The organism is Gordonia alkaliphila (assembly GCF_023017165.1).
GTDB lineage: Bacteria > Actinomycetota > Actinomycetes > Mycobacteriales > Mycobacteriaceae > Gordonia > Gordonia alkaliphila.
Map to the genome: position 1 here is coordinate 819,264 of NZ_JALKBW010000001.1, position 25,208 is coordinate 844,471.

Sequence of the window (25,208 nt, forward strand, 5' to 3'; positions counted from 1 at the left end):
GCGACAGGTCAGTTCGCGGCGCTGGTGGCCACGAAGGTCACGCAGGTGGCGGTGCTGCCGCCGAAGTTGACCGTGCCGAAGGTGTCCGCGCCTTCGATCTGCTGGTCGCCGGCACGGTCGGAGACCTGCGCGGAGGCGTCGAGCAGCATGCGGATACCGCTGGCGCCCACCGGATGGCCGCCGCCGAGCAGGCCGCCGCTGGGATTGATGGGCAGGCGGCCGCCCATCTCGATGTCGCCGTTGTCGATCGCCTCGAACGAGCGGCCCGGCTCGGTGAGGCCGAGGTGGTCGATGGTGAGGTATTCGCTCATCGAGAAGCAGTCGTGGATCTCCAAGCCGTCCAGGTCGTCGATGTCGACGCGGGCGCGGCCGAGGGCGTCGGTGATCGCCTTGCGCAGGTGCGGCAGCACGTACGGGGAGTCGTCGCGGCGGCCGAGCTTGCTCTCCAACGACAGGCCCGCGGTGGTGTGACCCCAGCCGGTGACCTGCGACCACGGCTGCGCCTGCGGGTGGGCCTGCCGGTAACGATCGCTCACCAGGATCACGCCGGCGGCGCCGTCGGTGATCTGGCTGCAGTCCAGGCGACGCAGGCGACCCTCGACCAGAGGATTACGAGCGTCGTCGTCGGAGAAGTCCAGGTCGGTCCAGCCGCGGGTCTGCGCCTTCGGGTTGGAGCGGGCGTTCGCGAAGTTGAGCTCACCGATGCGGCGCAGGTGCGCGAAATCCAGGCCGTAGCGGCGGTCGTACTCCTCGGCCATCTCGGCGAACATGTACGGCCACATGAACTTGGCCTGCTCGCCCTCGTGGCCGGCCCACGCCGCCGCACCGAGGTACTGCGCGGCCTGGTCGCCGGGCACGGTCTTCTCCAGTTCCACGCCGAGGACCAGCGCGACGTCGTACAGGCCGGCCTTCAGGTCGGCCATCGCCGCGAGCAGCGCGGTGCCGCCGGAGGCGCAGGCGGCTTCGTGGCGGGTGGCCGGGACGCCCCACAGTTCCGGGATGACCGTCGCCGGCATGGCGCCCAGGTGGCCCTGTCCGGTGAACAGCTGACCGAAGGCGTTGCCGACGTGGATCACCTCGATCGCCTCGGGGCCGATGCCCGCGGCGGCGCAGGTCTCGGTGACCGCTTCGGTGGTGAGGTCGGCGAAGTCGAAGCCCTCGCGATTCCAGTTCCGGGCGAAGTCGGTCTGGTAGCCGCCCATCATCCAAATCGACGTCGTGGTGGGGGAAGTCATCGTCGGTGGCGCTCCTTCTGATCCTGTGGCATCCGCGGTGATGATGTATGTCACTATAGCTAGTGAAGTCACTCTGTCAATTAATCCCAAGGCGGGATACCGGCGGGCTGGCGCTACGCTGACCGTGCAAGAAGTCATCCGCTGACCAGGGGGGTCGTCTCGGTGCCACCACCGGAAAGCAGTCCCAACGCCATCGCCCGAGGACTGGGCGTCCTGGGCGACGAGTGGTGCCTGCAGTTGCTGCGCGCGGCCCACTCGGGTGCGACGCGATTCGGTCGCTTCCAGGAGGAACTACCGATCTCGGCGGCCAGCCTGGCGGCCCGCCTCGCCCTGCTGGCCGACGAGGGGCTGTTCATCCGCCGCGTCTACCAGCAGAATCCGATTCGCGCCGAGTACCTGCTGACCCCGCAGGGGCGCGGCACCTGGCCGATCCTGCTCGCGATCTGGGACTGGGAGGACCGCTGGGCCGACCATCCGGCCGGTGAACTCCCGGACCGCCGGCACGCCGAGTGCGGGCAGTCGTTCCACCCCGAACTGGTCTGCGCCACGTGCGGGGTGGCCGCCGGTCGCCGCGACGTCACGGCCGCCTGGGGACCGACCGGGGGCTGGGACCGGTCGATCCCGGACACCGCGACGCGGCGTCGCACCCGGGCCTCGCGCACGGCCGGTGAGTTCCCGGAGACCATGGCGGTGTTCGGCAACCGCTGGTCGGCGGTGGTGATCGGCGCGGTCTTCCAGGGGATCCGGCGCTATTCGGAGTTCGAGTCGCTGCTGGGCATCCCGTCGAACATCCTGTCCGAGCGTCTGCGCATCCTCGTGGAGTACGGGCTGCTGCGGGTCGACGTCACCGAGCAGGGACGTCGCGAATACCACCTGACCGAGAAGGGGCGAGCCTTCTTCCCGATCGTCGCGACCACGCTGAGCTGGGCCGAACGCTGGTTCGCGCTACCTGAGGGACCGGCGATCAGTTGGCAGCACGGCGATCATCCGCTGGTCCCCCGGCTGGACTGCGACCAGTGCCACCGGCCGTTGCAGGCCGCGCAGATCGAGGTCTTGGAGACCTCGGATCAGAAGGTCTGACCGCCCTCGCGCGCCATCTCGTGCAGGCGGGCGATGCGGTCCTCGGTCGGCGGGTGCGTGGAGAAGAGCTTGCTCATCTTCTCGCCGGCGCGGAACGGGCTCTCGATCATCATGTGCGACTGCGTGGTCAGCTCGGGCGTGGGCGGCAGCGGCGCCATCGCGATACCGCCGGAGATCTTGTTCAGGGCCGACGCCAGGCCCAGCGGGTCGCCGCTGAGTTCGGCGCCGGAGGCGTCCGCCTGGTACTCGCGGGAGCGGGACACCGACATCTGAATCAGCATGGCCGAGATCGGGCCGAGGATGGCGATCAGCATCATCGCGAGCGGGTTCACGCCGCCCTCGCGGTTGCCGCCGAACATGCCCGCGAACATCGCGAAGTTGGCCAGACCGCTGATCACCGCGGCCATCGCGCCGGCCACCGAGCTGATCAGGATGTCGCGGTTGTAGACGTGGCTGAGTTCGTGGCCGATCACCGCGCGCAGTTCGCGTTCGTCGAGCAGCTCCATGATGCCGGTAGTGCAGCACACCGCGGCGTTCTTCGGGTTGCGGCCGGTGGCGAAGGCGTTCGGGGACTCGGTGGGGCTGATGTACAGCGCGGGCATCGGCTGGTTGGCGCGGGTCGCGAGCTCGCGCACCATCGCGTACAGCTGCGGCGCCTGCACCTCGGTGACCGGCTGCGCGTGCATGGCCTTCAGCGACAGCTTGGCGCTGTTGAAGTAGGCGTACGCGTTGGTCGCGATCGCGAGGAACACCGAGATGATGAGGATAGTGGTGTTCTGGAAGGCCGCGCCGATGCCGACGATGATCGCCGACATCAAGCCCATCAGGGCGGCGGTCTTAAGACCGTTGAACGAGTGCATGTGACCCCTCGGGACGAAATCTGTGACTACTCGGTCAACGCACGTGCGACGACGAAAAGTTCCCGCAAGCAGGAGTGTTCGCCACCACGTGGCACGGCGCGGCGACCTCGGCTACACCTCAGCCGACGCGGTCGACGGTGTAGTTCACCAGCGACGTGAAGGCATCGCGCGCCGGGCCCGCGGGCAGCTGCGCGAGTTCGGCGTGGGCGTCGTCGGCCATCTGCGCGAGGCGGCGGCGGGCGCGGTCCATGCCCTCGGAGGCCACCAGCAGCGCCAGCGCCTCGTCGACCTCGGCGTCGTCGGTCAGCGGGCGGGCCTCGCCGGTGGTCGCGTCGATGAGCAGTTCGCGCAGGCGCACCGAGTCGGCCCCGTCGCCGTCGAGCGCGTACAGCACGGGCAGGGTGTGCACGCCTTCGCGCAGGTCGGTGCCCGGGGTCTTGCCGCTGTCGTCGGTCACCGAGGCGATGTCGATGATGTCGTCGGAGACCTGGAAGGCCACACCGACGATGTCGCCGATGCGCGAGAGCGCCTCGACGCGGTCGGCGTCGGCCCCGGAGGCCATCGCGCCGAAGCGGCCGGAGGCGGCGATCAGCGAGCCGGTCTTCTCCCACACCACCTTGAGGTAGTGCTCCACCGGGTCACCGCCGCGGGCGCCGACGGTCTCGCGCATCTGGCCGGTGACCAGTTCGGCGAAGGTCTCGGCGATGATGCGCACCGAGTTCGGGCCCAGCGTCGACACCAGGCGGGAGGCGCGGGCGAACAGGAAGTCGCCGGCCAGGATCGCGATCGAGTTGTTCCACCGCGCGTTGGCGCTCATCGCACCGCGGCGCAGCGGGGCGTCGTCCATCACATCGTCGTGGTACAGCGTGGCCAGGTGGATCATCTCCACCACGGTGGCGGCGGTGATGACGTCGTGGCCCTCGGGCTCGGGGCCGAAGTGCGAGGCGAGCACGGCGAACATCGGACGGAACCGCTTGCCCCCGGCCTTCGCCAGGTGCGTGGCCGCCTCGGTGAGGATCTCGTCGCCGGACGACAGCTCGGTGAGCAGGAGATCCTCCACGCGGACCAGCGCCTGCGCTACTCCCTCGGCGAATTCCCCCGTGCCAAGGTCGAGTCCGGCGAATGTCGACTTCACGTGTCGGGTCCCCTCGTCTGCGCCGTCCGCCCACCGGCGTCCGGCTGCCGTCAGCGCGGCGTTGGCGCGCTCGGACGACACCAGAAGCCTAACCGGAATCGGTCGGCGACATAATCGACGGGTGACCAGTGCAACCGACGACGCCGCCGCAATCGCGACATCCGCCGACATTCTCGTCGTCGGCGCAGGTCCGGCGGGTGCCGCCGCGGCCGCTCATGCCGCCGCGGGCGGGGCCGACGTACTGCTGCTCGACGCCGCGACCTTCCCGCGCGACAAGACGTGCGGCGACGGCCTCACCCCGCGCGCGGTACGGGCCCTGGAGAACCTGGGCATGACCGACTACCTCGCCGGTCGGCCGCGGATCCGCGGCCTGGAACTGAACGGCTGGGGTGCTCAGCAGCGCGTGCCGTGGCCGGCGTCGCGGTTCGGTCCGTTCGGCAGCGCCGTGGCCCGCACCGAGTTCGACGACGACGTCCGCCGCTTCGCGGTCGACCGCGGGGCCCGCATGGCCACCGGCAAGGCCGTCGACACCGAGCGCGACGGCGACCGCATCGCGTCGGTGATCGTGGCCCACGGCGCCGAGCGCACCGCGGTGCGGGTGAACCAGGTGATCGTCGCCGACGGCGTGCGGTCCACGCTCGGGAAGGTGCTCGGTCGGCAGTGGCACCGGGACACCGCCTACGGCGTGGCCGGCCGCAGCTATGTGGCCTCCGAGCGTGCCGACGACGAGTGGATGGGCTCGCACCTGGAACTGCGCGACCCCGACGGCGGGCTGCTGCCCGGCTACGGCTGGGTGTTCCCGCTGGGCGACGGCACGGTGAACGTGGGCGTCGGCGCCCTGGCCACCGCGAAACGACCGGCGGCCATGCAACTGCGACCGGTGCTGGAGCACTACGTCCGCATGGTCGGCGACGACTGGCGCTTCACCTCCGGGCCCGAACGCATCGCGTCGGCGCTGCTGCCGATGGGCGGTGCGGTGTCCGGGGTGGCCGGACGCAACTGGCTGCTGATCGGCGACGCCGCGGCCTGCGTGAATCCGCTCAACGGCGAGGGCATCGACTACGCACTGGAGACCGGCCGGATGGCCGTCGAACTGCTGGCCGACAGCCGCGATCACACGCAGGCGTGGCCGGCGCTGCTGCGGGCCGAGTACGGGACGGCGTTCGCCGCGGCCCGTCGTGCCGCCGGTCTGCTCACCATGCCCAAGACCGTGCCGGTGCTGGGCCGGCCGGGAATCCGGTCGGCCGCGCTGATGAGCACGGTGGTCCGGGTGATGGGCAATCTGCTGACGCCCGAGGACACCGACCTGATCGCGCGCGCCTGGCGCGGGTCCGGGGCGGCGTTCAGCCGGTTCGAGGACCGGCCGCCCTTCACCTGATCGGGGAGGTGCTGCCGGCCTGCGGGGTCTGCCGGTCAGGCGCGGCCGGTGTGGATGGCCGCGATGCCGCCGGTGAGGTTCTGCCAGGCCACGTCGTCGAACCCGGCCTCGCGGATCTGCGCGGCCAGCCCGGCCTGATCGGGCCACGCGCGGATCGATTCGGCGAGGTAGACGTAGGCGTCCGGGTTGCTGGAGACGCGCGAGGCCACCGCGGGCAGCGCCTTCATCAGGTACTCCATGTAGACGGTGCGGAACGGCGCGAGCGTCGGGGTGGAGAACTCGCAGATCGCGAGGCGGCCGCCCGGCTTGAGCACGCGGCGCAGTTCGCGCAGCGCCAGCGGCACGTCGTTCACGTTGCGCAGGCCGAACGAGATGGTGGCGGCGTCGAAGCTGTCGTCGGCGAACGGCAGGTGCAGCGCGTCGGCGGCGACCTTCGGCACGTTGCGCTTGGCACCGGCCCGGAGCATGCCGCGGGAGAAGTCGGCCGCGATCACGGTGGCGCCGGAGGTGGCCAGCTCGTCGGTGGAGACCGCGGTGCCCGCGGCCAGGTCCAGCACCACGTCGCGCGGACGCAGGGCCAGGGCCTTGCGGGTGGCGGTGCGCCAGCGGCGGTCCTGCGCGAACGACAGCACCGTGTTGGTCACGTCGTAGCGCTTGGCGACACCGTCGAACATCTCAGCGACTTCGGACGGCTCCTTGTCCAGGCTGGCGCGGGAACCGGAATCAGCGGGCGGAGTCATGCGCTCGAGTCTAGGGGTTCGCCTTCCGCGGCCTTGTCCTCCGGGCTCCGATCCTCGGGCGCCGCGCTCGCGGCCGCATCACCCTCGGCCGCATCACCCTCGACCGCGTCCGCCTCGACCTCCGTGCGCCGCCGCATCCGGCGACTCACTTCGGCGACGATCAGCATCGCGGCGATCGCGACCACCCAGCCCGCCACGATGATCGACACCCCCGGGATCACCGCCAGCTGGGCGTTGCGCCCGGCCGGTCGGGCGAGGTTGTCCGGGTCGGTGGCGTCGTAGTCGACGAGGATGCGCTGCCCGGCCTCCAGTTCGGTCGGGTACAGCAGGCCGAACTTCGGGTTGCGCAGCACACCGTCGGGCGTCACGAAGTTCACCGCCGCGTGCAGGCGGTCGGCGGAGATCACCTCGGCCACGGCGGTCGCTCGATTGGCGTCGATCTTGGCGTCGTTGCGGTAGGCCCCCAGGATGATCACGGCGCCGATCAGGGTCGCGAGGACGCCGACCGCAAGGAAGCCGAGCTGCACGCGCCGCTGAATCACCGGGTTCATAAGAGGTCAGGATAACCGGTGCGGCTCAGCGCAGCCGCGCGGCGATGCGCTCGTGCAGGGCCCGGAGCGGTTCGCGGACGGTGGCCACTTCGAGGACCTCGATGCCGCCGTCGGGCACCGGCGCGGCCAGCGCGGCGGGCAGGTCCTCGAGCGTCACGCGGCGCAGCGGCACGTGGAACCCGGCGCACAGCGCGGCCAGGTCGGTGCGGTGCGGGGTGCCGAAGATGCGTTCGTAGGCGCCGTCGTAGGCGGCGTCGGTGAATCGTCGATCCCCCTGTTCCAGCAGCCCGAAGATGCCGCCGCCGTCGTCGTTGGCCACCACGATGCGCAGGGCGCGCGGCCGCGGCTCCTGCGGTCCGATGAGCAGGCCGGTGGCGTCGTGGATGAAGGTGAGGTCGCCGAGGAGGGCGACGGTCTGGCCGGTCGAGGTGTCCCGGTCCGCGGCCAGCGCCGCGCCGATGGCGGTGGAATTGATGCCGTCGATGCCGGCGACGCCCCGGTTCGACAGCACCCGCACGCCCGGGACCAGGGTCCCGGCCAGGGCGATGTCGCGGATCGGGTTCGACGGTCCCACCACCAGTTGATCGCCGGCGGTCATCGCCGCCGCCACCGTGCGTGCCACGTGCAGTCCGGTGGTGTCCGGGCCGTCGGCGAGTTCGGCGGCGACGGCGGCGCGCACCGCGGCGTCGGCCGCGGCGGCCTCCGCGAGCCAGTCCGCGGCGGGCGCGCCGACACCGACCGCGCGGGTGCCGGTGGCGTAGACGTTGCCGGACACGTCCGGCCAACGGGGGCCGGTGGTGAGGGCGTAAACACGGACCCGCGGGTCGGCCAGCAGGCGGGCCACCGAGCGGTGCAGCGTCGGCCGACCGCAGATGATCGCCTGCGTGGGCGCCAGCGCGCCGAGCGCCAGCGGGTGCAGCGGTGTCGCCGGCAGCGGCGCGGTGGGTTCGGCGACCGTCGGGATGCCGGCCAGTTCCGGGTGCTCCCCGGCGCCGTGCCCGGACACCACGACGGTGGGCGCCGACAGGTCGATCTCGATGGGCACGTCCAGGTGGCCCACCGCGGCCTGTGTCCAGGCGAGACCGTCCGGGCGTCCGGCGAACCTGCCGTCGTGCACGTGGTCGAGGTCGGCGTCGGGGGTGTCGTCGGCCCCGGGCACCAGCGGTTCGCGCAGCGGGATGTCGAACTGGACCGGACCCGCGTTGCCGGTGCGGGCCCCGCGCGCGGCGGCCAGCACGCGGCCCACCGCCGAGCGCCACTGCGAGTTGGTGTCCAGGTCCTCCTCGGCCAGGCCGAGGCTGATGGCGGCGCGGACCTGGGTGCCGAAGATGCCGAACTGCTCGATGGTCTGGTTGGCACCGGAGCCGAGCAGTTCGTAGGGGCGGTTGGCGCTGATCACCACCAGCGGCACGCGCGCGTAGTTGGCTTCGAAGACCGCCGGGCTCATGTTGGCCACCGCGGTGCCGGAGGTCATCACGATGGGGACGGGCGTGCGCGAGGCCACCGCGAGACCGAGCGCCAGGTAGCCGGCGGACCGCTCGTCGATCCGCACGTGCAGGCGCAGCCGTCCCGCGCGGTCGGCGGCGTGCAGCGCGAAGGCCAGCGGCGCGTTCCGCGAGCCCGGGCAGAGCACCGCTTCACGTACCCCGCCGCGAATCAGTTCGTCGACGATCACGCGGGCCTGCAGGGTGGACGGATTCATGCTCGAAACACTAGTGGTCGGCCCGCGCCGCGAGTTCGCGGACGTACGGTGGGCGGGTGGGCTTCTACGACGACAAGATCCTGCCGCGCCTGGTGGAGAGCGCCTGCGGCATGCCCGGACTGGACAAGCTGCGACGGCGCGCGGCCGCCCCGCTGTCCGGCGCGATCATCGAGGTGGGCTTCGGTTCCGGCCTGAACGTGGGACTGTATCCGCCCGCGGTGACCGCGGTGACCGCCGTCGAACCCGCCGACCTGGGGTGGGAACGGGCGCAGGAACGGGTGGCGCGGAGCCCGATCCCGATCACCCGCGGTGGCCTCGACGGGCAACGACTTCCCTTCCCGGACAACACTTTCGACGGCGCGCTGTCGACGTTCACCCTGTGCACCATCCCCGACGCGGCCGCCGCGCTCGCTGAGTTGCGGCGCGTGCTCAAGCCCGGCGCCCGCCTCGCGTTCCTCGAACACGGACTGGCTCCCGACCGCGGCGTGCAGCGCTTCCAGCGTCTGCTCGATCCGATCGAACGCGCCGTCGCCGGCGGCTGCGAACTCACCCGAACGATCCCGGAGGATCTGCGCGCCGCGGGCTTCGAGATCGACGAGCTCGACCAGTTCTACGCGCGGGTGACGCCCAAGCCGTGGGGCGCCTTCTCGCTGGGCTGTGCGGTGAACCCCGCCTAGCGCTGCGGATGCCATACAGTCGAGCGCATGAGTCGCGAATTCGACGTCGTCGTTTACGGTGCCACGGGTTTCGTCGGTGAGCTGACCGCTCGCTACCTGGCCGAGCAGGCCCCCGAGGGAACCAAGATCGCGCTGGCCGGGCGCAGCGAGACCAAGTTGGCGGCGGTGCGCCGTCGGCTGGGTGAGCGTGCCGCGTCGTGGCCGCTGGTGGTCGCCGACGCCGACTCCCCCGCCGCGCTCGACGCGATGTGCGCGCGCACCCGGGTCGTCTGCACCACCGTCGGGCCGTACCTGCGCTACGGCGAGAACCTGGTGATCGCCGCGGCCAGCGCGGGCACCGACTACGTGGACCTGACCGGCGAGGTGCCCTTCACCCGGTTCACCATCGACAAGGCCGACGAGATCGCCCGCGGCACCGGGGCCCGCATCGTCAACTCCTGCGGCTTCGATTCGATCCCCTCCGACCTGGGCGCCTACCTGCTGCACCGCCAGGTGACCGAGGACGACGCCGGCACCCTGGGCGAGACCACGCTGGTGCTGGCCTCGATGCGCGGCGGCGCGTCCGGCGGCACCGTCGACTCGATGCGGGTGATCGCCGAGCAGGCCAAGGATCCGGAGATGCGGCGACTGCTGCTGAACCCGCGCGCGCTGTCCGGTGGACCGGGCGACGTGGAGCACGCCGGACCGAGCGACGAGCCCAGCGACATCTCCCCGGTGGATGCCAAGAAGGTGGACCCGTCGCTGTCCGGCACGCTGGCGCCGTTCTTCATGGCGTCGTACAACACGCGCGTGGTGCGCCGGTCGAGCGCGCTGCTCGACGGCTACGGCCCCGACTTCCGGTACCAGGAGACGATGTCCGTCGGGGGGGTGCCGGTGCTGTCGACGCTGCTGGCCGGCGCGGTCTCGGTGGGCACCGGTCTCGGCCTGGCCGCGATGAGCTTCCGTCCCACCCGCAGCCTGCTCGACCGGGTGCTGCCCAAGCCGGGCGAGGGCCCGAGCGAGAAGTCGCGCGAGGCAGGGCATTTCGTGACGCAGACCTACACCACCACCAGCTCCGGCCGCCGTTTCCGCTCGCAGATGCGGGCCCACGGCGACCCCGGATACAAGGCCACCGCCGTGATGCTCGGCGAGAGCGCCCTGGCGCTGGCCCTGGACCGCGACGCCCTCCCCCGCCGCTTCGGCGCCCTCACTCCGGCCGCCGCCATGGGCGACGTCCTCGTCGAACGCCTGCGCCGCGCGGGCTTCGTCATCGAGGTCCACGAACTCCCCGCCGCCTGACCCCGGCCGTCCCGTTTCCGCGCGTTGCCGCGCGGCCCTTTCGGCACGACCGCCCATAGTGTCGAGTTGTGGTGGTCAGGCCACCACAACTCGACACTCTGCGAGTACCACGGTCAGCGGAAGCCGTTGCCGACACCCCAGAAGAAGCCGGCAATCCCGTCACCGACAACCCTCACCGTCGTGCCAACAGCTGTTCCCACCGCATTCCCGACTCCTGCTTGAATCAGGTCACCGACGGCGGTGCCGATGGGCCTGGAAAGGTACGGCTCGAGCACGTTGCCGGCAACCCTCCCGCCGACTGGAATGAAACCGATCGTGTCCCCGATCAGGTCGGCGACTTCATCGGCGATGTCGTCGTTGTCGCCACGTCCGATGGCGTTGATGAGCTGCCCCGCATTCATTCCGAAGCTGATGCCGTTGAGCACTGTCCCGACAACAGGGAAGAACCCGACCATCATCGTGTACTGCTCCCAGTCCCGCTCCCACTGCGCGTTCACCACGTCCTCGCCGGGAGCGGTCTGCGGGAGCCGCCAGGGAGGCAGCCAGTTTCCGAACCCGGAGCCCGGGAGCCAAGACCCGCCTGGAGTTCCGGGTTCGGTCGGGTCGCCCGGTTCTTCCGGTTCCTCCACCGTGCCGCAATCGTTGGCGGCACAGTAGCGGGCGGTCAGAAGCATCGCGTCGTACTCCGCGAAGGCGGCCGCCAGCGGCGTGCTCGACAGATAGGCCACGAAATCGTCATTCATACCGTTCTCCAGAGGAACGGTTCCCGAGAAGATTCCGCCGTCGACGAACCCCTGGAATTCCGGCCGGTGATCGAGATCCACGACGAGGATCACCGCCTTGTCGGGGTCCACCCACGGCGCCCAGGATGTGTCGACGACCGCCACCCGACGTTCCTGCACTGATGACCCGCCGTGGTCATCGGTGACCTCGATCTTGACCACGTCGACGTAGTAGCCGCGGATGATCCCATCGGAGTGAAGCCAACCTCCGTTGACCTGGGGTTTGGGCGTATAGGAGAGTTTTCCATCGACGATGCGCACATCGCCGCCGTCGGTGCTCGCTGCGGTCACCTGGACGGGGTCGCCGTCCTCGTCCCCGTGTTGGAGCACCCACACCAGGTCTTCGTCCGCAACGAAGCCGTCGTTCTCCGGGCTGACGGAGAGCCACGGATTCGTGTTGTAGCCGTCTACGGAGATGGTGACGTCGCGGCTGTCGGTGCCGCCGAACTCATCCAGGACCGTAACCGTGAACGTGTCCGAGTACGCACCGTTGTGCGCCTTCTTCCGGTCCGGGTAGTAAGTCACCACGAAGGAGCCGTCCTCAGCGGTGCGCGTGCGCACTGCCCCGTATTCGGGCAAGTCGCTGACATACCAGTACAGGTCGTCACCGTCCGCATCGCTGCCGGTGAACGTGTACGAGTAGCCGCCGTCGGTCGAAATGCTGAGGCCACCCGATTCTGTGTCGATGACCGGTGCGACATTGTCGAGCTCGCCCCACTGGTATATCGGGTTAACCCAGTGCCGCGCCGTGCCCCCGCGACCGTCGTCGACCTCGACGACGAACCAGTCGGCGACGTCACCTTCCCGGAGGGTCGCCGGATCGGTCGGCGTATACCGGAACACCCCGCCGCCGAGATGCTCCACCGTGCCGTGGTTCAGAGCGGAACCCGGCGAGAAGTCCGTGATGACCCGATAGTCCAGTGCGTCACCGTTGTCGTCGACCGCATTGACCTGAAAGTCCTGCCAGACCTGGCCCGTCGGCCGAGGCAAGGGCGTGGTCCCGAGAACCACCGGCGCATGGTTGACACTCGGATCGTGCTTCGGCGTCACGATGTCGACGGTTTTCGACACCGTGACACCCGAGGCATCTGTGACGCTGAAGGTGACCGAATCCACCACTTCGCCGATCGAGGCCTTCGCCGGATCGACCGTATAGCGCCACTCCTGAACATCCTCGGCCCATTCGACGGTCCCGTGGGCGGGCTGCGTCACCGTCGGCGACGACACCGCACCGCCGCCCACATCCTGGGAATCCACACGAATGAAAGTGACTCCGGTGACGGGATTCACCGGCCCGGCGTTGACGACGAGGTACGGATAGACGGGGTCAGAGTGCGGTGACAGCGGCAGCGGTCCCGTGGCGTCGTATTTCACCGACATCGCCTGCAGCACGCCGTCGGTCGAGGCGAAAACGACCACTCCCATGACTGCGGCGACCTCACCATCGGCAGTGGCAACGCCGTTCGCATCCTGTCGGCGTCCCTGCACCAGGTAGGTGCCCTGTTGCCCGGAGAACTCGGCCTGGCTGCCGGCCTCGATCAGCGTGAACTCTTCCACGCTGTTGCCCGCCTCGGACCGGACCACGTAGAGGACGCCGATCGGCTCGTCGCCGTCGTTGTAAATCGTCATCGTGCCGCGCGACGTGGAGTATCCGTACGAGACCCCGGACTGCGACGCGTCGACGCCGACCGCCTCTCCGGACGTCGGCACGAGAGGATTGTACGAGTCGTAGTCGGTATCGCCCGGATTGAAGAACCAGTTGTCTGGATCGGCGTCGTCGGCGAGCCCCGCGGTGGGCGTCAGGGACAGGGTGGCGACGGCGGGCTGGCGGGTCGGCGCATTCATCTTCCCCTGCAGATCCGCGAGGCCGACCCCGTTCAGACGCGGGCTCCGATTGACCAGGGCAAGGGCCAGTGCGCTCTGGTTCAGCAGCAGGAACTCCACGACGCCCGGTCCGCCGAGATCGGCCAGCCAGCCGACGAGGCCGGAGCGGGCCGACGGCGCCTCCAGATCGTCGAGCGCGGCCGGCGCGAGGCGCGCGGTGAGCGGTGCCGCCCGGTCTCGCAGTTCGTCGAGGATCGCCACGGATCCATCGCGCAGCGGAGCGGTGCGGTCGACGCGCGGCGATGCGGGGGCTTCATCCACGTCCCGCGGTAGTTCGATGCCCGAGTCGTCGGACGACTTCTCATCGCGATCGAGTGCCGGCAGGTCGACGGCCGGGACGTCGATCTCGGCGGTCGTCGGCTCGTCTGAGTCAGCGGGCGCGGGAGCCGTCGGCGCCTCCGACTCGGACGACGGCGCGGGTGCAGGCTCGTCGACTGAGACCGCATCCGGCACTGCTTCCCCGGTGTCGGCCGGCGAATCCGAGACCACTGACGATGTGTCGCCCGACAGTTCGGTGTCGTCGGCCAGCGCGGCACCGACCGGTGCGGCGATCAACAGCGCCGCGGCAACGCCCGAGGTGGCGACGAACTGCTTGGTTCGACGCATGCGTCGAACAGAGGACTTGGACATGCTTTCCCACTCTCAGAGCAAGCTCGCGGCACCGGCAAGCGGCCGATGCCAGACGAGAATCGAGCCCGAAAAGTAGCAGGACGGAGCGGGTCAGCGAGCGGATTCGGTGTGGTCTGAATGGGGTAATACGCCGGTTCCGGCCCAAGTCCCCGCGCTCGGACGACACCAGAAATGGGGGCTTACCGGCAGGTAGTCCCCCATTGCGAGGACACGCTGGACAGCGCCCGGAGAGCTACGCCTGGCCGGGGCGGAGCTGGATGAACAGCGCTTCCATGTCGGCGCAGAGGCGGTCACCGTCGTGCAGGGTGCCCTTGACGAAGACCTTGCGGCCCTCGAGGCGGTCCACCCAGGTCTTCAGGGTCAGCGGCGTCTCCAGCGGCGTCAGCGACCGGTAGTTCACCGTGAGGTAGCCGGTGCGCGCGATCCCGTGGATGTGCAGCGCCGCGGCCATGCCGCCGAGGTCGTCGAACACCACCGCGACGTGCCCGCCGTGCGCCACGCCGTTGCCGCCGAGGTGGAAGCGACGGAACTCGACCGTGGCCTCGACGCCGTCTTCACCGCCGTCGATCACCTCGTACGGCGGCAGCGTGATGTTGCCGCGCGAGGGCAGATCGACGCGGGTGCCGGACGGGCTGTGCCACTCGTCCACCAGCAGGGTGTCGAGCTTGGCGTTGAACGCCTTGAGGTCGTCGATGATCTCGTCGGTCAGGTCCGGGGTGGGGCTGGCGTAGCGCATCTTGTCCATGAAGGTGCGCACCTGCTCGATCAGCTCGCCGTACCGCGGGCCGCCGCGCTCGGTGGTCACCTCGAACTCCGCCCGGAAGCCGCCCTCGAGCGGAGACTCCTGCGTCGCGGGAACGTTCCACTTCTGGTCGGTCGGTGCGCCCTTCATCGTCCCAAGGTATCCGCTGACGCGCCGAGCGCCCGCTCGGGGTGGTGGCGATAGGCTCGGGCGCATGACTTCGCCATTCGATCCCACCCAGTGGAAGGCCGTCGACGGCTTCTCCGACCTGACCGACATCACCTACCACCGCCACGTCGGCGAGGGCCGGGCCAACGGCATCGTCCGTATCGCCTTCGACCGCCCGGAGGTCCGCAACGCCTTCCGCCCGCACACCGTCGACGAGCTCTACCGCGCACTCGATCACGCGCGCCGCTCCCCCGACGTCGGCACCGTGCTGCTGACCGGCAACGGCCCCAGCCCCAAGGACGGCGGCTGGGCCTTCTGCAGCGGCGGCGACCAGCGCATCCGCGGACGCAGCGGCTACCAGTACGCCACCTCGCACGACTCCGACGTCGCCGCGGCCACCGTCGACTCGGTGGACGCCAACCGCGTCAAGGCCGAGGGCGGCCGCCTGCACATCCTCGAGGTGCAGCGCCTGATCCGCACCATGCCTAAGGTGGTCATCGCCGTGGTCAACGGCTGGGCGGCCGGCGGCGGCCACTCGCTGCACTCGGTGTGCGACCTGACCCTGGCCTCGCGCGAGCACGCCCGGTTCAAGCAGACCGACGCCGACGTGGGCTCGTTCGACGGCGGCTACGGCAGCGCCTACCTCGCCAAGCAGGTGGGTCAGAAGTTCGCCCGCGAGATCTTCTTCCTCGGCGAGGCCTACGACGCCGAGACCATGCACCGGATGGGTGCGGTGAACCGCGTCGTCGACCACGCCGACCTGGAGCAGACCGCCATCGAGTGGGGCCGCACCATCAACGGCAAGTCGCCCACCGCGCAGCGCATGCTCAAGTTCGCCTTCAACCTGACCGACGACGGCCTGATGGGCCAGCAGGTCTTCGCCGGCGAGGCCACCCGCCTGGCGTACATGACCGACGAGGCCGTCGAGGGCCGCGACTCCTTCCTCGAGAAGCGCGACCCCGACTGGTCCGACCACCCGTACTACTACTGACGAAGCGAAGGGACCCCCACACGGTGCGACTGCGCGACAACCGATCATCGAAGTGAGCCGCAAGCTCGCCTGCACGCCGGAGCAGGCGTGCAGGGAAGCCGCCCTGGCCGCCGCCCTGGCCTGACCGCCGCCTTCCCTCGGAAACAACGACGACGCCGCTCCCCCGACGGAGGAGCGGCGTCGTCGTCAGGTCGGGTCAGGTGTGCCGGTCAGGCCATCATCTCCGCGAGCGCGGCCATGGTCTCGACCCGCTCGGCGTGGGTGTGGGCCACCGGCGAGCCCAGCATCACGCCCACCCCGGCGCTGCGGAAGGCCTCCACGCGCTCAGCGACGTGACTCTTGGGGCCGATCAGGCTCATCGCGCGCACCAACTCGTCGGGCACGGCCGCGGCGGCCTCCTGCTTGCGGCCGTCGAGGTACAGGTCCTGAATCAGCTTGGCCTCGTCGACGTAGCCGTACCGCTGCACCAGCGAGTTGTAGAAGTTCTTGCCGCGCGCACCCATGCCGCCGATGTACAGCGCCATGTGGTGCCGCACGCCCATCAGCGCCTGCTCGGCCAGCTCGACGTCGTCGGTGACGAGGGCGGCGCTCTGCACCACCAGCTTCAGGGGCGCCAGGGACGGATCACGCTTGGCGTTGCCTGCCGCCAGCGCCGGACCGAACGCGGCGTCGACGAAGTCGGGATGCACCAGGAACGGCTGCAGTTCGTCGTAGAGCTCGGCGGCCAGTTCGACGTTCTTCGGGCCGATCGCGGCCAGCAGCATCGGGATGCGCTCCCGCACCGGGTGATTGATGATCTTGAGCGCCTTGCCCAGCCCGCTGCCGCCGTGCTCGGGCGTGAGCGGCAGGTGGTAGTGCTTGCCGTCGTACTCGAGGCGGTCGCGACGCCACACCATGCGGCAGATCTCCGCGGTCTCGCGGGCGCGGCCGAGCGGGTAGTCGTACTTGACGCCGTGGAAGCCCTCGATCACCTGGGGGCCGGACGCGCCGATGCCGAGGATGAAGCGGCCACCGCTGACATAATCCAGGCCGGCCGCGGTCATCGCCAGGTTGGTGGGCGTGCGCGAATACATCGGCAGGATGCCGGTCTGCAGCTCCATGGTGGTGGTGCGCGCGGCGATGTAGCCGAGCTGCGACACGGCGTCGAAGCTGTACGCCTCGGGCACCATCACGCGCTGCACTCCGACGCCCTCGAAGTCGGCGAGGTTCTCGATCGTCTCGCGGAAGTCTCCCGCGTAATTGATGGGCATCCCGAGTGTCATCGTCATGGCTGGCATTGTGCCACCGCGCCGTCGACCCCGTTTCGCGCGCTCCCCGCGACCTGGGATACACCGCGTGTTCACCGTCAGTTCAGGCGGCGGGGAGACAATCCCCACGAACTCGGCGAAGGCTCGGCCACGGCAGGGTTAACACTCGGTAAATTAGTGCGAATTGAAAGCAAACGCGCTGGTCAAGACCATAGTCCCGAGTTTCTCGGTAATTACCGAAATCGTCGGCGCAGGCCCCATAGTGGTCTCCATGAGCTCAGAGATGCTGATTCTTGTGCTGTTGATCGTGACAGCACTCGGATTCGACTTCACCAACGGCTTTCACGACACCGGCAACGCCATGGCGACGTCGATCGCGACCGGCGCCCTGAAGCCCAAGACGGCGGTGTCGATCTCGGCGATCCTGAACCTGATCGGCGCCTTCCTGTCGGTGCAGGTGGCGGCGACCATCACCAAGGACGTGCTGAAGATTCAGCAGCCCGACGGCCAGTTCGTCTCCGGGCTCGACGTGAACGCCGCCCTCATCATCATCTTCGCCGGCCTCATCGGCGCCATCCTGTGGAATCTCGCGACCTGGCTGTTCGGCCTGCCGTCGAGTTCCTCGCACGCACTCTTCGGCGGCCTCGTCGGCGCCGGCCTCGCCGCCCTCGGCACCGCGGGCGTCAACTGGTCCGGCGTCTTCGCCAAGATCATCCTGCCCGCGCTCTTCGCCCCGGTCATCGCCGCGCTGGTCGCCACCGTCGGCACCGTGCTCATCTACGGCATCACCAAGGCCATCTCCGCCCGCCACCAGGAGCAGGGCTTCAAGATCGGCCAGATCACCACCGCCTCCCTGGTCTCGCTGGCGCACGGCACCGGCGACGCGCAGAAGACGATGGGCGTGATCGCCATGGCGCTGATCGCCACCAACCACCTCGACGCCGATTCCGTGCAGCACGGCCTACCGTTCTGGGTGGTCTTCAGCTGCGCCGCCGCCATCGCCCTGGGCACCTACCTCGGCGGCTGGCGCATCATCCGCGCACTCGGCAAGGGCCTGATCGACATCAGCCCGCCGCAGGGCATGGCCGCGCAGTCGTCGTCGGCCGCCATCATCCTCACCTCGTCGGTGGCCGGTATGGCCCTGTCGACCACGCACGTGGCGACCGGTTCGATCATCGGCGCCGGATTGGGCCGCAAGGGCTCCAACGTCCGCTGGTCGGTGGCCGGCCGCATGGTCCTGGCCTGGGTCACCACCCTGCCCGCCGCCGGACTCGTCGGCGCGCTCTGCTTCTGGCTGGCCCACGGTATCGGCGATGTCGCCGGCGCCATCACCATCTTCGCGATCCTCGTGGTGCTCTCGGCGTTCATGTACTGGCGCGCGCAGCACGAGAAGATCGACGCCAACAACGTCAACACCGAGTGGGACGACAAGATCGCCGAGACGCCCATCGACCTCGAACTGGGCGACGAGCCCGCCACCTCCCCGACCGCCCCGGCGGCGCAGGCCTGAACCGGCCGACGCGACAAGGAAACCTGACATGGACTTCGTGACCTCCATCCTCCGCGTCCTCGCGGTGGGCCTGCTGCTCGGCGCCGGACTGCCCGCCCTCTTCGGCGTCGGCATGCGTCTGGTCGGCATGGGCAGCGCCGACCCCGCCCCCGACGGCACCCTGACCGGCGGCAACGCCGCCCTGCGTTACCTCGGCTACCTGATCTACGCCGTGGTCGGCGCGATCATTCTGGTGAGCATCCTGTGGATCGCGCGCCAGACGCTCCTCTACTACTTCGACATCAAGATCTTCCCGGCCTTCGCGTACAAGTAGCGGTATGCGACTGCTGCAACCCCTGCCGCTGCCGGCCGGACCGGCCGTCCTCGACGCCCGCCCGGAACTGCTCGCGCTGCTCGACGGCGCGGCCGCGTTCCTGCCGCTGCCCGCCGACGCACCCGCCGCCGCCGACGCGTTGGCGACCAGCCTGCGCGCCGGTAGGCCGATCGACGAACGCTGCGCCCTGGTGGTGTCGACGTCGGGCACCACCGGCACCCCCAAGGGCGCGCTGCACACCGCCGCCACCCTGCGGGCCTCGGCGGAGGCCACCGCGCAGGCGCTCGGCGGAGCGGGCGGCTGGCTGCTGGCGCTGCCGCCGCACCACATCGCGGGCCTGCAGGTGCTGCTGCGGTCGCTGGCCGCGGGCTACGAGCCCGTGGTGCTCGACGTCTCCGACGGATTCGATCCGTCGACGCTCCCGGCGGCCGTCGCCGCGATGACCGGTCCGCGCCGCTACACGTCCCTGGTGCCGCTGCAGCTGCGCAAGGCCCTCGCCGACCCCGCCGCCACCCGCGCGCTCGCCGAGCTGGACGCGATTCTGGTCGGCGGCGCCGGCACCCCGCCCGCGCTGGCCGCCGCCGCCCGCGACGCAGGCTTGGCGATCACCACCACCTACGGGATGAGCGAGACCGCGGGCGGCTGCGTGTACGACGGGATTCCGCTGCCCGGTGTGCAGGTGCGCCTGCGCGACGTCGATCCGCACACCGCGATCGGCCGCGTCGAGCTGGGCGGCCCGACGGTGGCCCTCGGCTACCGCGACCTACCCGACCACCCGGCCTTCGCCGCACCCGGCTGGTTCCGCACCGACGACCTGGGGACGCTCACCGACGGTGTGCTCGCCCTCGTCGGCCGCGCCGACGAGGCCGTCTCCACCGGCGCGCTCACCGTGGTCCCCCAGGTGGTCGAAGCGGTGATCGAAACACTCGACGGCGTCGCCGCGTGCGCGGTCTTCGGGGTGCCCGACGAACGCCTGGGTCAGGCGGTGGCCGTCGCCGTAGTGCCCGACGGCGACGGGCCGGACGTCGACGCACTGACCGCGGCGGTGGCCGAACGCCTCGACCGATACGCGGCGCCCCGACACGTGCTGCTGGTCGACGAACTCCCCGTGCGCGGTCCCGGAAAGCTGGATCGTCGCGACCTGCAGCGCCGATATCGTGACGTGACCGCCACGGGCTTGCGCCACACCGGCCGCGTAATCGATCTCCGACGGTAAGTAAGCCGACCCTGACTGTTAGGTTGGTGCCATGGCAGCAGACACCCCCCGAATCCTGGCGACCAGCGCTCGCATGCCTTTCGCGGTCGACGAGATCCACAAGCTCGGCGAGGAGATCGGCCACTCGGTCATCGCCACCGACACCTTCAAGCAGTCCCCCGGCATGCACTCCAAGGGCGCCGATGAGGCCATCGTGACCCGGCCGCCGACCCAGGATCCGGACGGCTTCGTCGAGGACGTCATCGCGATCATCGACGAGCACAAGGTGGACTGGGTCCTCCCGATGTTCGAAGAGGTCTTCTACCTCGCCGCCAATCGCACGAAGGTCCAGGGCGACCGCGACGTGACCCTGTTCTACCCCGAGCTCGACGCCCTGCTCGAGGTGAACGACAAGTCCACGTTCGCCGAGCTGTGCAAGCGCCTGGAGCTGCCGCTGGCCGAGACCATCGTCTGCACCACGCCGGAGGAGTTCGTCGCCGCGACGCAGCGCTGGGAGCACTGGTTCGGCCGCGCCACCTTCGGCCGCGGCGGCCTGGACGTGATCACCAACACCGGTCCGCTGGCCGGTGAGACCGCCGTCGAGGACATCAAGCCCACCGAGCAGGATCCGTGGCTGGTGCAGGAGTTCCTGGTCGGCACCGACCGCTGTAGCTGGAGCATCGTCCACGAAGGCGAAGTGGTGCTGCACGCGACCTACGAGCATCCGCTGGCGATCGACGACCGCGGCGGCATCGTCTTCGCGTCCGTCGATTCCCCGGAGTCGTTGGCGGCCACCCAGAAGATCGCCAAGGAGCTCAACTGGACCGGGCAGATCAGCATGGACTACCTGGTGACCGAGGACGGCACCCACTACATGGTCGAATGCAACCCGCGCCCCACCGCCGGCTGCACCATCGCGACCGCCGAAGAGCTCGACACCGCACTGTTCCGTCCGGACGGACTCGTCGTGGTCCCGGCCGGGCGCAAGAAGATGATCAAGGCCGCCGTCCTCCGGGACGCACTGCTGCACCCGTCCCGCGCGAAGAGCGACTTCGCCGCCGCCAAGGGCGCCAAGGGCGTGTACGACCAGCGCAAGGACCACATGCCGCTGATCTATTCGGCGCTGAGCCTGCGCCACGTGCTCGCCTACCGCAAGGCGCTGGGTATCGAGCGCAACAAGGAGCAGTTGGTGGCCGCGCAGTTCTTCGACATCCTGTACGACGGTTCGCCCCTGAGCTAAGCCTTCGGTACTGAAGAATTCGGCTCCCGCCCCGGTGTTCGCACCGGAGCGGGAGCCGAATCAGTTGCCGACTGTGTCAGCGAGTCACCAGAGGACTGCGACCGACGTCGCGGCCACCGACACCAGCACGGCCGCCCAGAACATCGGCGGGCCGACGGGCTCGCCGGACTTGCGCTGCTTGGCCATCCCCATGCCCAGGATCGCACCGAGCACCACCAGGAGCACCACCTTGGTGACGATCTTCGGGTAGTTGGGCTCGAAGTCGCCGAACGGCGCCGACAGGATCACACCGGTGACCAGCGAGACCGCCAGGCCGATGTTCATCGGAACGTTGAACTCGAAACGCTTCCGGTAGGCGGCTTCGAGCAGCGCGCCCAGCGTCATGGCGAAACCGATCAAATGAACAACGAGAATTACGTGGCGCAATACATCCATGTGCCCAGCATAGGGGCACTTGCCCGTATTCGGCTTATTCCAACTCGGTCGACGACCCGGTCGACGACCCGGTCGACTCGAGAGTCTCCGACGCTGCGGGCGCCGCCGGGGTGATGTCCGAAGTGTCGGATCCGGAAGTCGTGGGAGCTTCGGGAGCGGCCTGGGGCGTCGGCTCGGCGCGGTGGCGGCCGGTGTAGTCGCTCGGCGCCTCGGACACCTCGGGCGAAGACTCGGCCCGATGACGTCCCTGGTACTCGACGACGGGCTCGGCGGACTTCGCCGCTGCGCCATCCACGCGCGTGCGCGCTACCGCCGGAGTGTCCGCCACGGGCACCGCCGGCTGCTCCGCCTTGACCTTTACGCCGTCGCGGGTGTTGCCGACGCCCGGCGTCTCCATCGCGTAGAAGAGTTCGGCGTTCCGATCCCAACGCCGCAGGTCCTCGTCGTCGTACTCGAGGCCGAGCACGTCGTAGATCGCCGCGTTGAGCAGCGCCAGCGGGTGTTCGGTGTCGTACACCAGGTAGGTGGTGTTGCCGTCCTCGCTGGTCATCACCGTGGGTTCGCCCAGCTTGTCGAGGTTGCCGTACGGTCCGTCGCCCGGCGCGTGGATGACGAGGAATCCGGCGGCGTTCACCAGCAGCGACGACGCCGGGCGGTACCACTTGAACTGCCAGTCGGCCACCGGATCGCCGGCCACGATCACCGCGACCACCGGTACGTCGCCGGTCTTACCCGGATCGCGGGCGCCGTTGTTGTCGATGTCGAGCACACCCAGGATCGGCGAGAGCCACACGCCGCTGGCCGGCAGATCCGCGGCCCAGCCCTTGAGGCCCCAGGGGCTGCGCGGATCGGAGACCAGCAGAATCACCGAGTTGTCGTCCAGCACCCCGCTGGCCACACCCTGCTCGGCGGCGTCGCCGAGCGCTTCGGCGCCCTGGGAGAATCCGGTGTACAGCACCGGTCCTCCGTAGCCGGCCAGCGCCTTCATCACGTCCAGATTGCCCGCCGTGGCGATGGCCGCCGACGACTGGTAGCCCGGCGCCAGGAACGGCAGACCCAACGGCGGATCCGCCTTGCCCGACACGAACGGCCCGAAGGACTGCGGGTAGTTCACGTAGGCGGCATCGCGCGGACCCACGAGGCCGTCGACCCGCGGGTGCAGACCGGTGTCGTCGGTACCCGGTGTCACGATGACGATCGTCGGGGTGCCCGCCGAGCCCAGCGGCGGCAGAGTGCTGGCCGCTCCCTGCGCGCCCGTTTCCCAGGTGAGGGTGCCGTCGGTGACCAGACCCGCCAGGAGGTCCTGTGCGGACGCCGCTGCGGGGGTCACATCGGGGGCGGCCAGCGCCATCGGTGCGGCAACACCGAGGCAGAGGGCGCACGACAGGGCAGCGACGGCGGAGCGACGCCGAGCGGTCGCGAGGGAGGAAGCCAGCATTCAAACATTCTGGCAGCTTCCCCGTGGGGGAAATAGCCTCCTTTCGGATGAATCTCACGTTCTGTCTCAGCGGGAACCCGGCGGGGCGAGCCGTAGCTCGTCGGTGGGAAGATCGACGGGTGGCAACAGTGACTCAGTGGATCGAGGGCGCCCGGCCCCGCACCCTTCCCAACGCGATCGCGCCCGTCGTGGTCGGCACCGGCGCGGCCGCCTACGTCGGCGAGGTGAGCTGGTGGAAGGCGGCGCTGGCGCTGGTGGTCGCGTTGGCGCTGATCATCGGCGTGAACTTCGCCAACGACTACTCCGACGGCATCCGCGGCACCGACGACGACCGGGTGGGGCCGCTGCGGCTCGTCGGTTCCGGGCTGGCTCGGCCGGGCGCGGTGAAGGCGGCCGCGTTCACCTGTTTCGGCATCGCCGCCGTCGCCGGTATCGCGGTGGCGGTGACCACCGCCTGGTGGCTGCTGGCCGTGGGCGCGATATGCATCCTGGGTGCCTGGTACTACACCGGCGGCAGCCGCCCGTACGGCTACGCCGGCTTCGGCGAGGTGGCGGTCTTCGTCTTCTTCGGTCTCGTCGCGGTCCTCGGCACCCAGTTCGTGGTAGCCGGAGAGGTGGACGTGGCCGGCCTGATGTGCGCGATCGCCATCGGCTGCTTCTCCAGCGCGGTGCTGGTGGCCAACAACCTGCGCGACATCCCCACCGACACCGAGTCCGGCAAGGTGACCCTGGCCGTCCGGCTCGGGGATCAACGCACCCGCACGCTGTTCGTGATCTTGATCTTCGTGCCGTTCCTCATCACCCTGTGGGCGGGCGCGTTCACCGACTGGTGGGCCCTGTTCGGTCTGCTCGCCCTACCGCTCGCGGTGGTGGCGCTGCGCCCGATCACCGCCGGCGCCCAGGGCCGCGCCCTGATCCCGGCCCTGGCCGTCACCGGCATGGCCATGCTGGTGTGGGCCGTCGCCACCGGCGTGGCTCTCGGCCTGAGCTGACCCCACTTCCGGATCCGCGCGAATCGCCCGGGCTACGATTCGCGGCATGCGCCTGAATCCCCCGCCCGACTGGCCGCCGGTGCCGCCGGGCTGGATGCCTCCGCCCGGCTGGCAACCCCCGGCAGAGTGGGGCCCATGCCGCCGGGCTGGCAGTGGTTGGTGCCCGACGACGCACCTCCGCCGGAGCCCGCTGGGAAGGGCAAGCGCACCGGTGGGTGGGGTCGGGCGACCCGCGCCGCGATCGAGAATCCGCTGTGGACCACGCACGGCGCGATCGTGCGCATCGTGATCTCGGGTTTCCAGATCTACGAGGCGCTCAAGACACCGCCCGTCGAGTTGGAGGTCGCGTCCGTCACGCTGGACGGCCGACAGAGCGTGGGCGCCGAGGTGACCGAGTCCGGCGGCCCGGATCCCGTGCAGACCTCCGTGGAGGTGACGCCGATCGACATCACGCTGCAGAACAAGGGCGGCGAACCGTCGCTGATCACCCGGATCGACGCCACCGTCGTCTACTTCCGACAGCTGCAGGACTGCACCGGTACCACGCCCGCACCCGGCCGGGCCGCCGCCGACTATCAGCTGAAGGTCCCACTGCACGACACCACGCTCGCCGAGAAGTCGATCACCACCGAGATCCGTTTCGAAGTGAAGCCCGACGCCGCCGACCGCATGGTCCTCACCCTCGGCCCCGACCTGCAGCCCGCCTACGCCACCGCGCCGATGGTGATGGCGGTGAAACTGGTGCTGGTGCACGACGACGATCAACGCAAGGAGATCGGCACCGTCTCCGTGGTCACCACCGCCGAAGCCGCCGAGGCACAGATCGCCGGCCCGCTGACCAGCCCCGAAGCCGGTCGGTGCGTCGCCGACAACCTCGCCGATCTCAACGAGATGTTCGCCATCCAGGCGACCCGGTCCAGCCTCCTGGATCGACTCCGCTCCACCTATCAGCGAGCAGCGAAGTAGACGTACCTGCTGCGGTTCCTCGTCGACCCCGAGTTCGTC

General features: G+C 69.8%; 22 protein-coding genes. 11 read left to right on the plus strand and 11 right to left on the minus strand.

Translation table 11 applies throughout. The features are described 5' to 3' along the window. Positions 1–8: 8 nt before the first annotated feature. A complete protein-coding gene (locus MUG78_RS03480; RefSeq protein WP_246992227.1) occupies positions 9–1,235 on the minus strand; it encodes an acetyl-CoA acetyltransferase in 1,227 nt (408 codons plus the stop codon). 162 nt (positions 1,236–1,397) lie between these two features. Between MUG78_RS03480 and MUG78_RS03485 the strand changes: the two genes are divergently transcribed. Further along, the gene (locus MUG78_RS03485) at positions 1,398–2,315 is read left to right on the plus strand and encodes a winged helix-turn-helix transcriptional regulator (RefSeq protein WP_246992229.1); all 918 of its coding nucleotides are present in this window, start codon (positions 1,398–1,400) and stop codon (positions 2,313–2,315) included. Here the strand turns inward: MUG78_RS03485 and htpX are convergent. Continuing rightward, positions 2,303–3,175: a zinc metalloprotease HtpX gene (htpX, locus tag MUG78_RS03490; RefSeq protein WP_246992231.1), complete on the minus strand. Its 873-nt coding sequence runs from the start codon at positions 3,173–3,175 to the stop codon at positions 2,303–2,305. The genes MUG78_RS03485 and htpX overlap by 13 nt on opposite strands. A gap of 118 nt (positions 3,176–3,293) precedes the next feature. Beyond that, positions 3,294–4,310: a polyprenyl synthetase family protein gene (locus tag MUG78_RS03495; protein WP_246996790.1), complete on the minus strand. Its 1,017-nt coding sequence runs from the start codon at positions 4,308–4,310 to the stop codon at positions 3,294–3,296. Positions 4,311–4,431: 121 nt separating this feature from the next. Between MUG78_RS03495 and MUG78_RS03500 the strand changes: the two genes are divergently transcribed. After that, positions 4,432–5,688, plus strand: a complete 1,257-nt coding sequence (locus MUG78_RS03500; RefSeq protein WP_246992233.1) for a geranylgeranyl reductase family protein — start codon at positions 4,432–4,434, stop codon at positions 5,686–5,688. A gap of 35 nt (positions 5,689–5,723) precedes the next feature. Here the strand turns inward: MUG78_RS03500 and MUG78_RS03505 are convergent, their stop codons facing one another. The 3 genes from MUG78_RS03505 to menD are packed head-to-tail and all read right to left on the minus strand — an operon-like array spanning position 5,724 to position 8,681. Beyond that, complete coding sequence (locus MUG78_RS03505; protein ID WP_246992235.1) at positions 5,724–6,428, minus strand: demethylmenaquinone methyltransferase; 705 nt, start codon at positions 6,426–6,428, stop codon at positions 5,724–5,726. Then, complete coding sequence (locus MUG78_RS03510) at positions 6,425–6,979, minus strand: DUF3592 domain-containing protein (RefSeq protein ID WP_246992237.1); 555 nt, start codon at positions 6,977–6,979, stop codon at positions 6,425–6,427. Before MUG78_RS03510 ends, MUG78_RS03505 begins: the two co-directional genes overlap by 4 nt. Before the next feature lie 25 nt (positions 6,980–7,004). Then, positions 7,005–8,681, minus strand: coding sequence for a 2-succinyl-5-enolpyruvyl-6-hydroxy-3-cyclohexene-1-carboxylic-acid synthase (menD, locus tag MUG78_RS03515; protein WP_246992239.1), 1,677 nt, complete (start codon positions 8,679–8,681; stop codon positions 7,005–7,007). Positions 8,682–8,737: 56 nt separating this feature from the next. Between menD and MUG78_RS03520 the strand changes: the two genes are divergently transcribed. Both MUG78_RS03520 and MUG78_RS03525 read left to right on the plus strand, forming a co-directional pair. Beyond that, on the plus strand, positions 8,738–9,358 hold the full coding sequence (locus MUG78_RS03520) for a class I SAM-dependent methyltransferase (protein WP_246992241.1): 621 nt from the start codon (positions 8,738–8,740) through the stop codon (positions 9,356–9,358). A gap of 27 nt (positions 9,359–9,385) precedes the next feature. After that, positions 9,386–10,636: a saccharopine dehydrogenase family protein gene (locus MUG78_RS03525; RefSeq protein ID WP_246992243.1), complete on the plus strand. Its 1,251-nt coding sequence runs from the start codon at positions 9,386–9,388 to the stop codon at positions 10,634–10,636. A gap of 113 nt (positions 10,637–10,749) precedes the next feature. Here MUG78_RS03525 and MUG78_RS03530 read toward each other — a convergent pair whose 3' ends face one another. Continuing rightward, on the minus strand, positions 10,750–13,503 hold the full coding sequence (locus MUG78_RS03530; protein WP_246992245.1) for an Ig-like domain-containing protein: 2,754 nt from the start codon (positions 13,501–13,503) through the stop codon (positions 10,750–10,752). Between the two features lie 661 nt (positions 13,504–14,164). Continuing rightward, positions 14,165–14,824 (minus strand): PaaI family thioesterase, encoded by a 660-nt coding sequence (locus MUG78_RS03535; protein ID WP_246992247.1) that lies wholly within the window; start codon positions 14,822–14,824, stop codon positions 14,165–14,167. A gap of 64 nt (positions 14,825–14,888) precedes the next feature. Between MUG78_RS03535 and MUG78_RS03540 the strand changes: the two genes are divergently transcribed. Continuing rightward, complete coding sequence (locus MUG78_RS03540; RefSeq protein ID WP_246992249.1) at positions 14,889–15,833, plus strand: 1,4-dihydroxy-2-naphthoyl-CoA synthase; 945 nt, start codon at positions 14,889–14,891, stop codon at positions 15,831–15,833. A 209-nt stretch (positions 15,834–16,042) separates the two neighbouring features. Here MUG78_RS03540 and MUG78_RS03545 read toward each other — a convergent pair whose 3' ends face one another. Then, positions 16,043–17,095 (minus strand): LLM class F420-dependent oxidoreductase, encoded by a 1,053-nt coding sequence (locus MUG78_RS03545; RefSeq protein WP_372493278.1) that lies wholly within the window; start codon positions 17,093–17,095, stop codon positions 16,043–16,045. A 256-nt stretch (positions 17,096–17,351) separates the two neighbouring features. Between MUG78_RS03545 and MUG78_RS03550 the strand changes: the two genes are divergently transcribed. From MUG78_RS03550 to MUG78_RS03565, 4 genes are read left to right on the plus strand one after another with little or no spacing between them, the layout of a single operon-like run. Then, on the plus strand, positions 17,352–18,590 hold the full coding sequence (locus MUG78_RS03550) for an inorganic phosphate transporter (RefSeq protein ID WP_246992253.1): 1,239 nt from the start codon (positions 17,352–17,354) through the stop codon (positions 18,588–18,590). Positions 18,591–18,618: 28 nt separating this feature from the next. Beyond that, positions 18,619–18,903, plus strand: a complete 285-nt coding sequence (locus MUG78_RS03555) for a hypothetical protein (protein WP_246992255.1) — start codon at positions 18,619–18,621, stop codon at positions 18,901–18,903. A gap of 4 nt (positions 18,904–18,907) precedes the next feature. After that, entirely contained in the window at positions 18,908–20,119 is a 1,212-nt protein-coding gene (gene menE / locus MUG78_RS03560) for an o-succinylbenzoate--CoA ligase (protein WP_246992257.1), read from the plus strand. A 31-nt stretch (positions 20,120–20,150) separates the two neighbouring features. Beyond that, positions 20,151–21,338: an ATP-grasp domain-containing protein gene (locus tag MUG78_RS03565; protein WP_246992259.1), complete on the plus strand. Its 1,188-nt coding sequence runs from the start codon at positions 20,151–20,153 to the stop codon at positions 21,336–21,338. Between the two features lie 84 nt (positions 21,339–21,422). Here MUG78_RS03565 and MUG78_RS03570 read toward each other — a convergent pair whose 3' ends face one another. Both MUG78_RS03570 and MUG78_RS03575 read right to left on the minus strand, forming a co-directional pair. Beyond that, positions 21,423–21,773 carry a Fe-S protein gene (locus MUG78_RS03570; protein ID WP_246992261.1) on the minus strand — a complete coding sequence of 117 codons (351 nt, stop codon included), beginning with the start codon at positions 21,771–21,773 and terminating at the stop codon, positions 21,423–21,425. A 34-nt stretch (positions 21,774–21,807) separates the two neighbouring features. Next, positions 21,808–23,211 carry an alpha/beta hydrolase family protein gene (locus MUG78_RS03575; protein ID WP_246992263.1) on the minus strand — a complete coding sequence of 468 codons (1,404 nt, stop codon included), beginning with the start codon at positions 23,209–23,211 and terminating at the stop codon, positions 21,808–21,810. A gap of 119 nt (positions 23,212–23,330) precedes the next feature. Between MUG78_RS03575 and MUG78_RS03580 the strand changes: the two genes are divergently transcribed. Next, positions 23,331–24,203, plus strand: coding sequence for a 1,4-dihydroxy-2-naphthoate polyprenyltransferase (locus MUG78_RS03580; protein ID WP_246992265.1), 873 nt, complete (start codon positions 23,331–23,333; stop codon positions 24,201–24,203). Positions 24,204–24,338: 135 nt separating this feature from the next. Continuing rightward, positions 24,339–25,169, plus strand: a complete 831-nt coding sequence (locus tag MUG78_RS03585) for a hypothetical protein (RefSeq protein WP_246992267.1) — start codon at positions 24,339–24,341, stop codon at positions 25,167–25,169. The last annotated feature ends 39 nt before the right edge of the window (positions 25,170–25,208 follow it).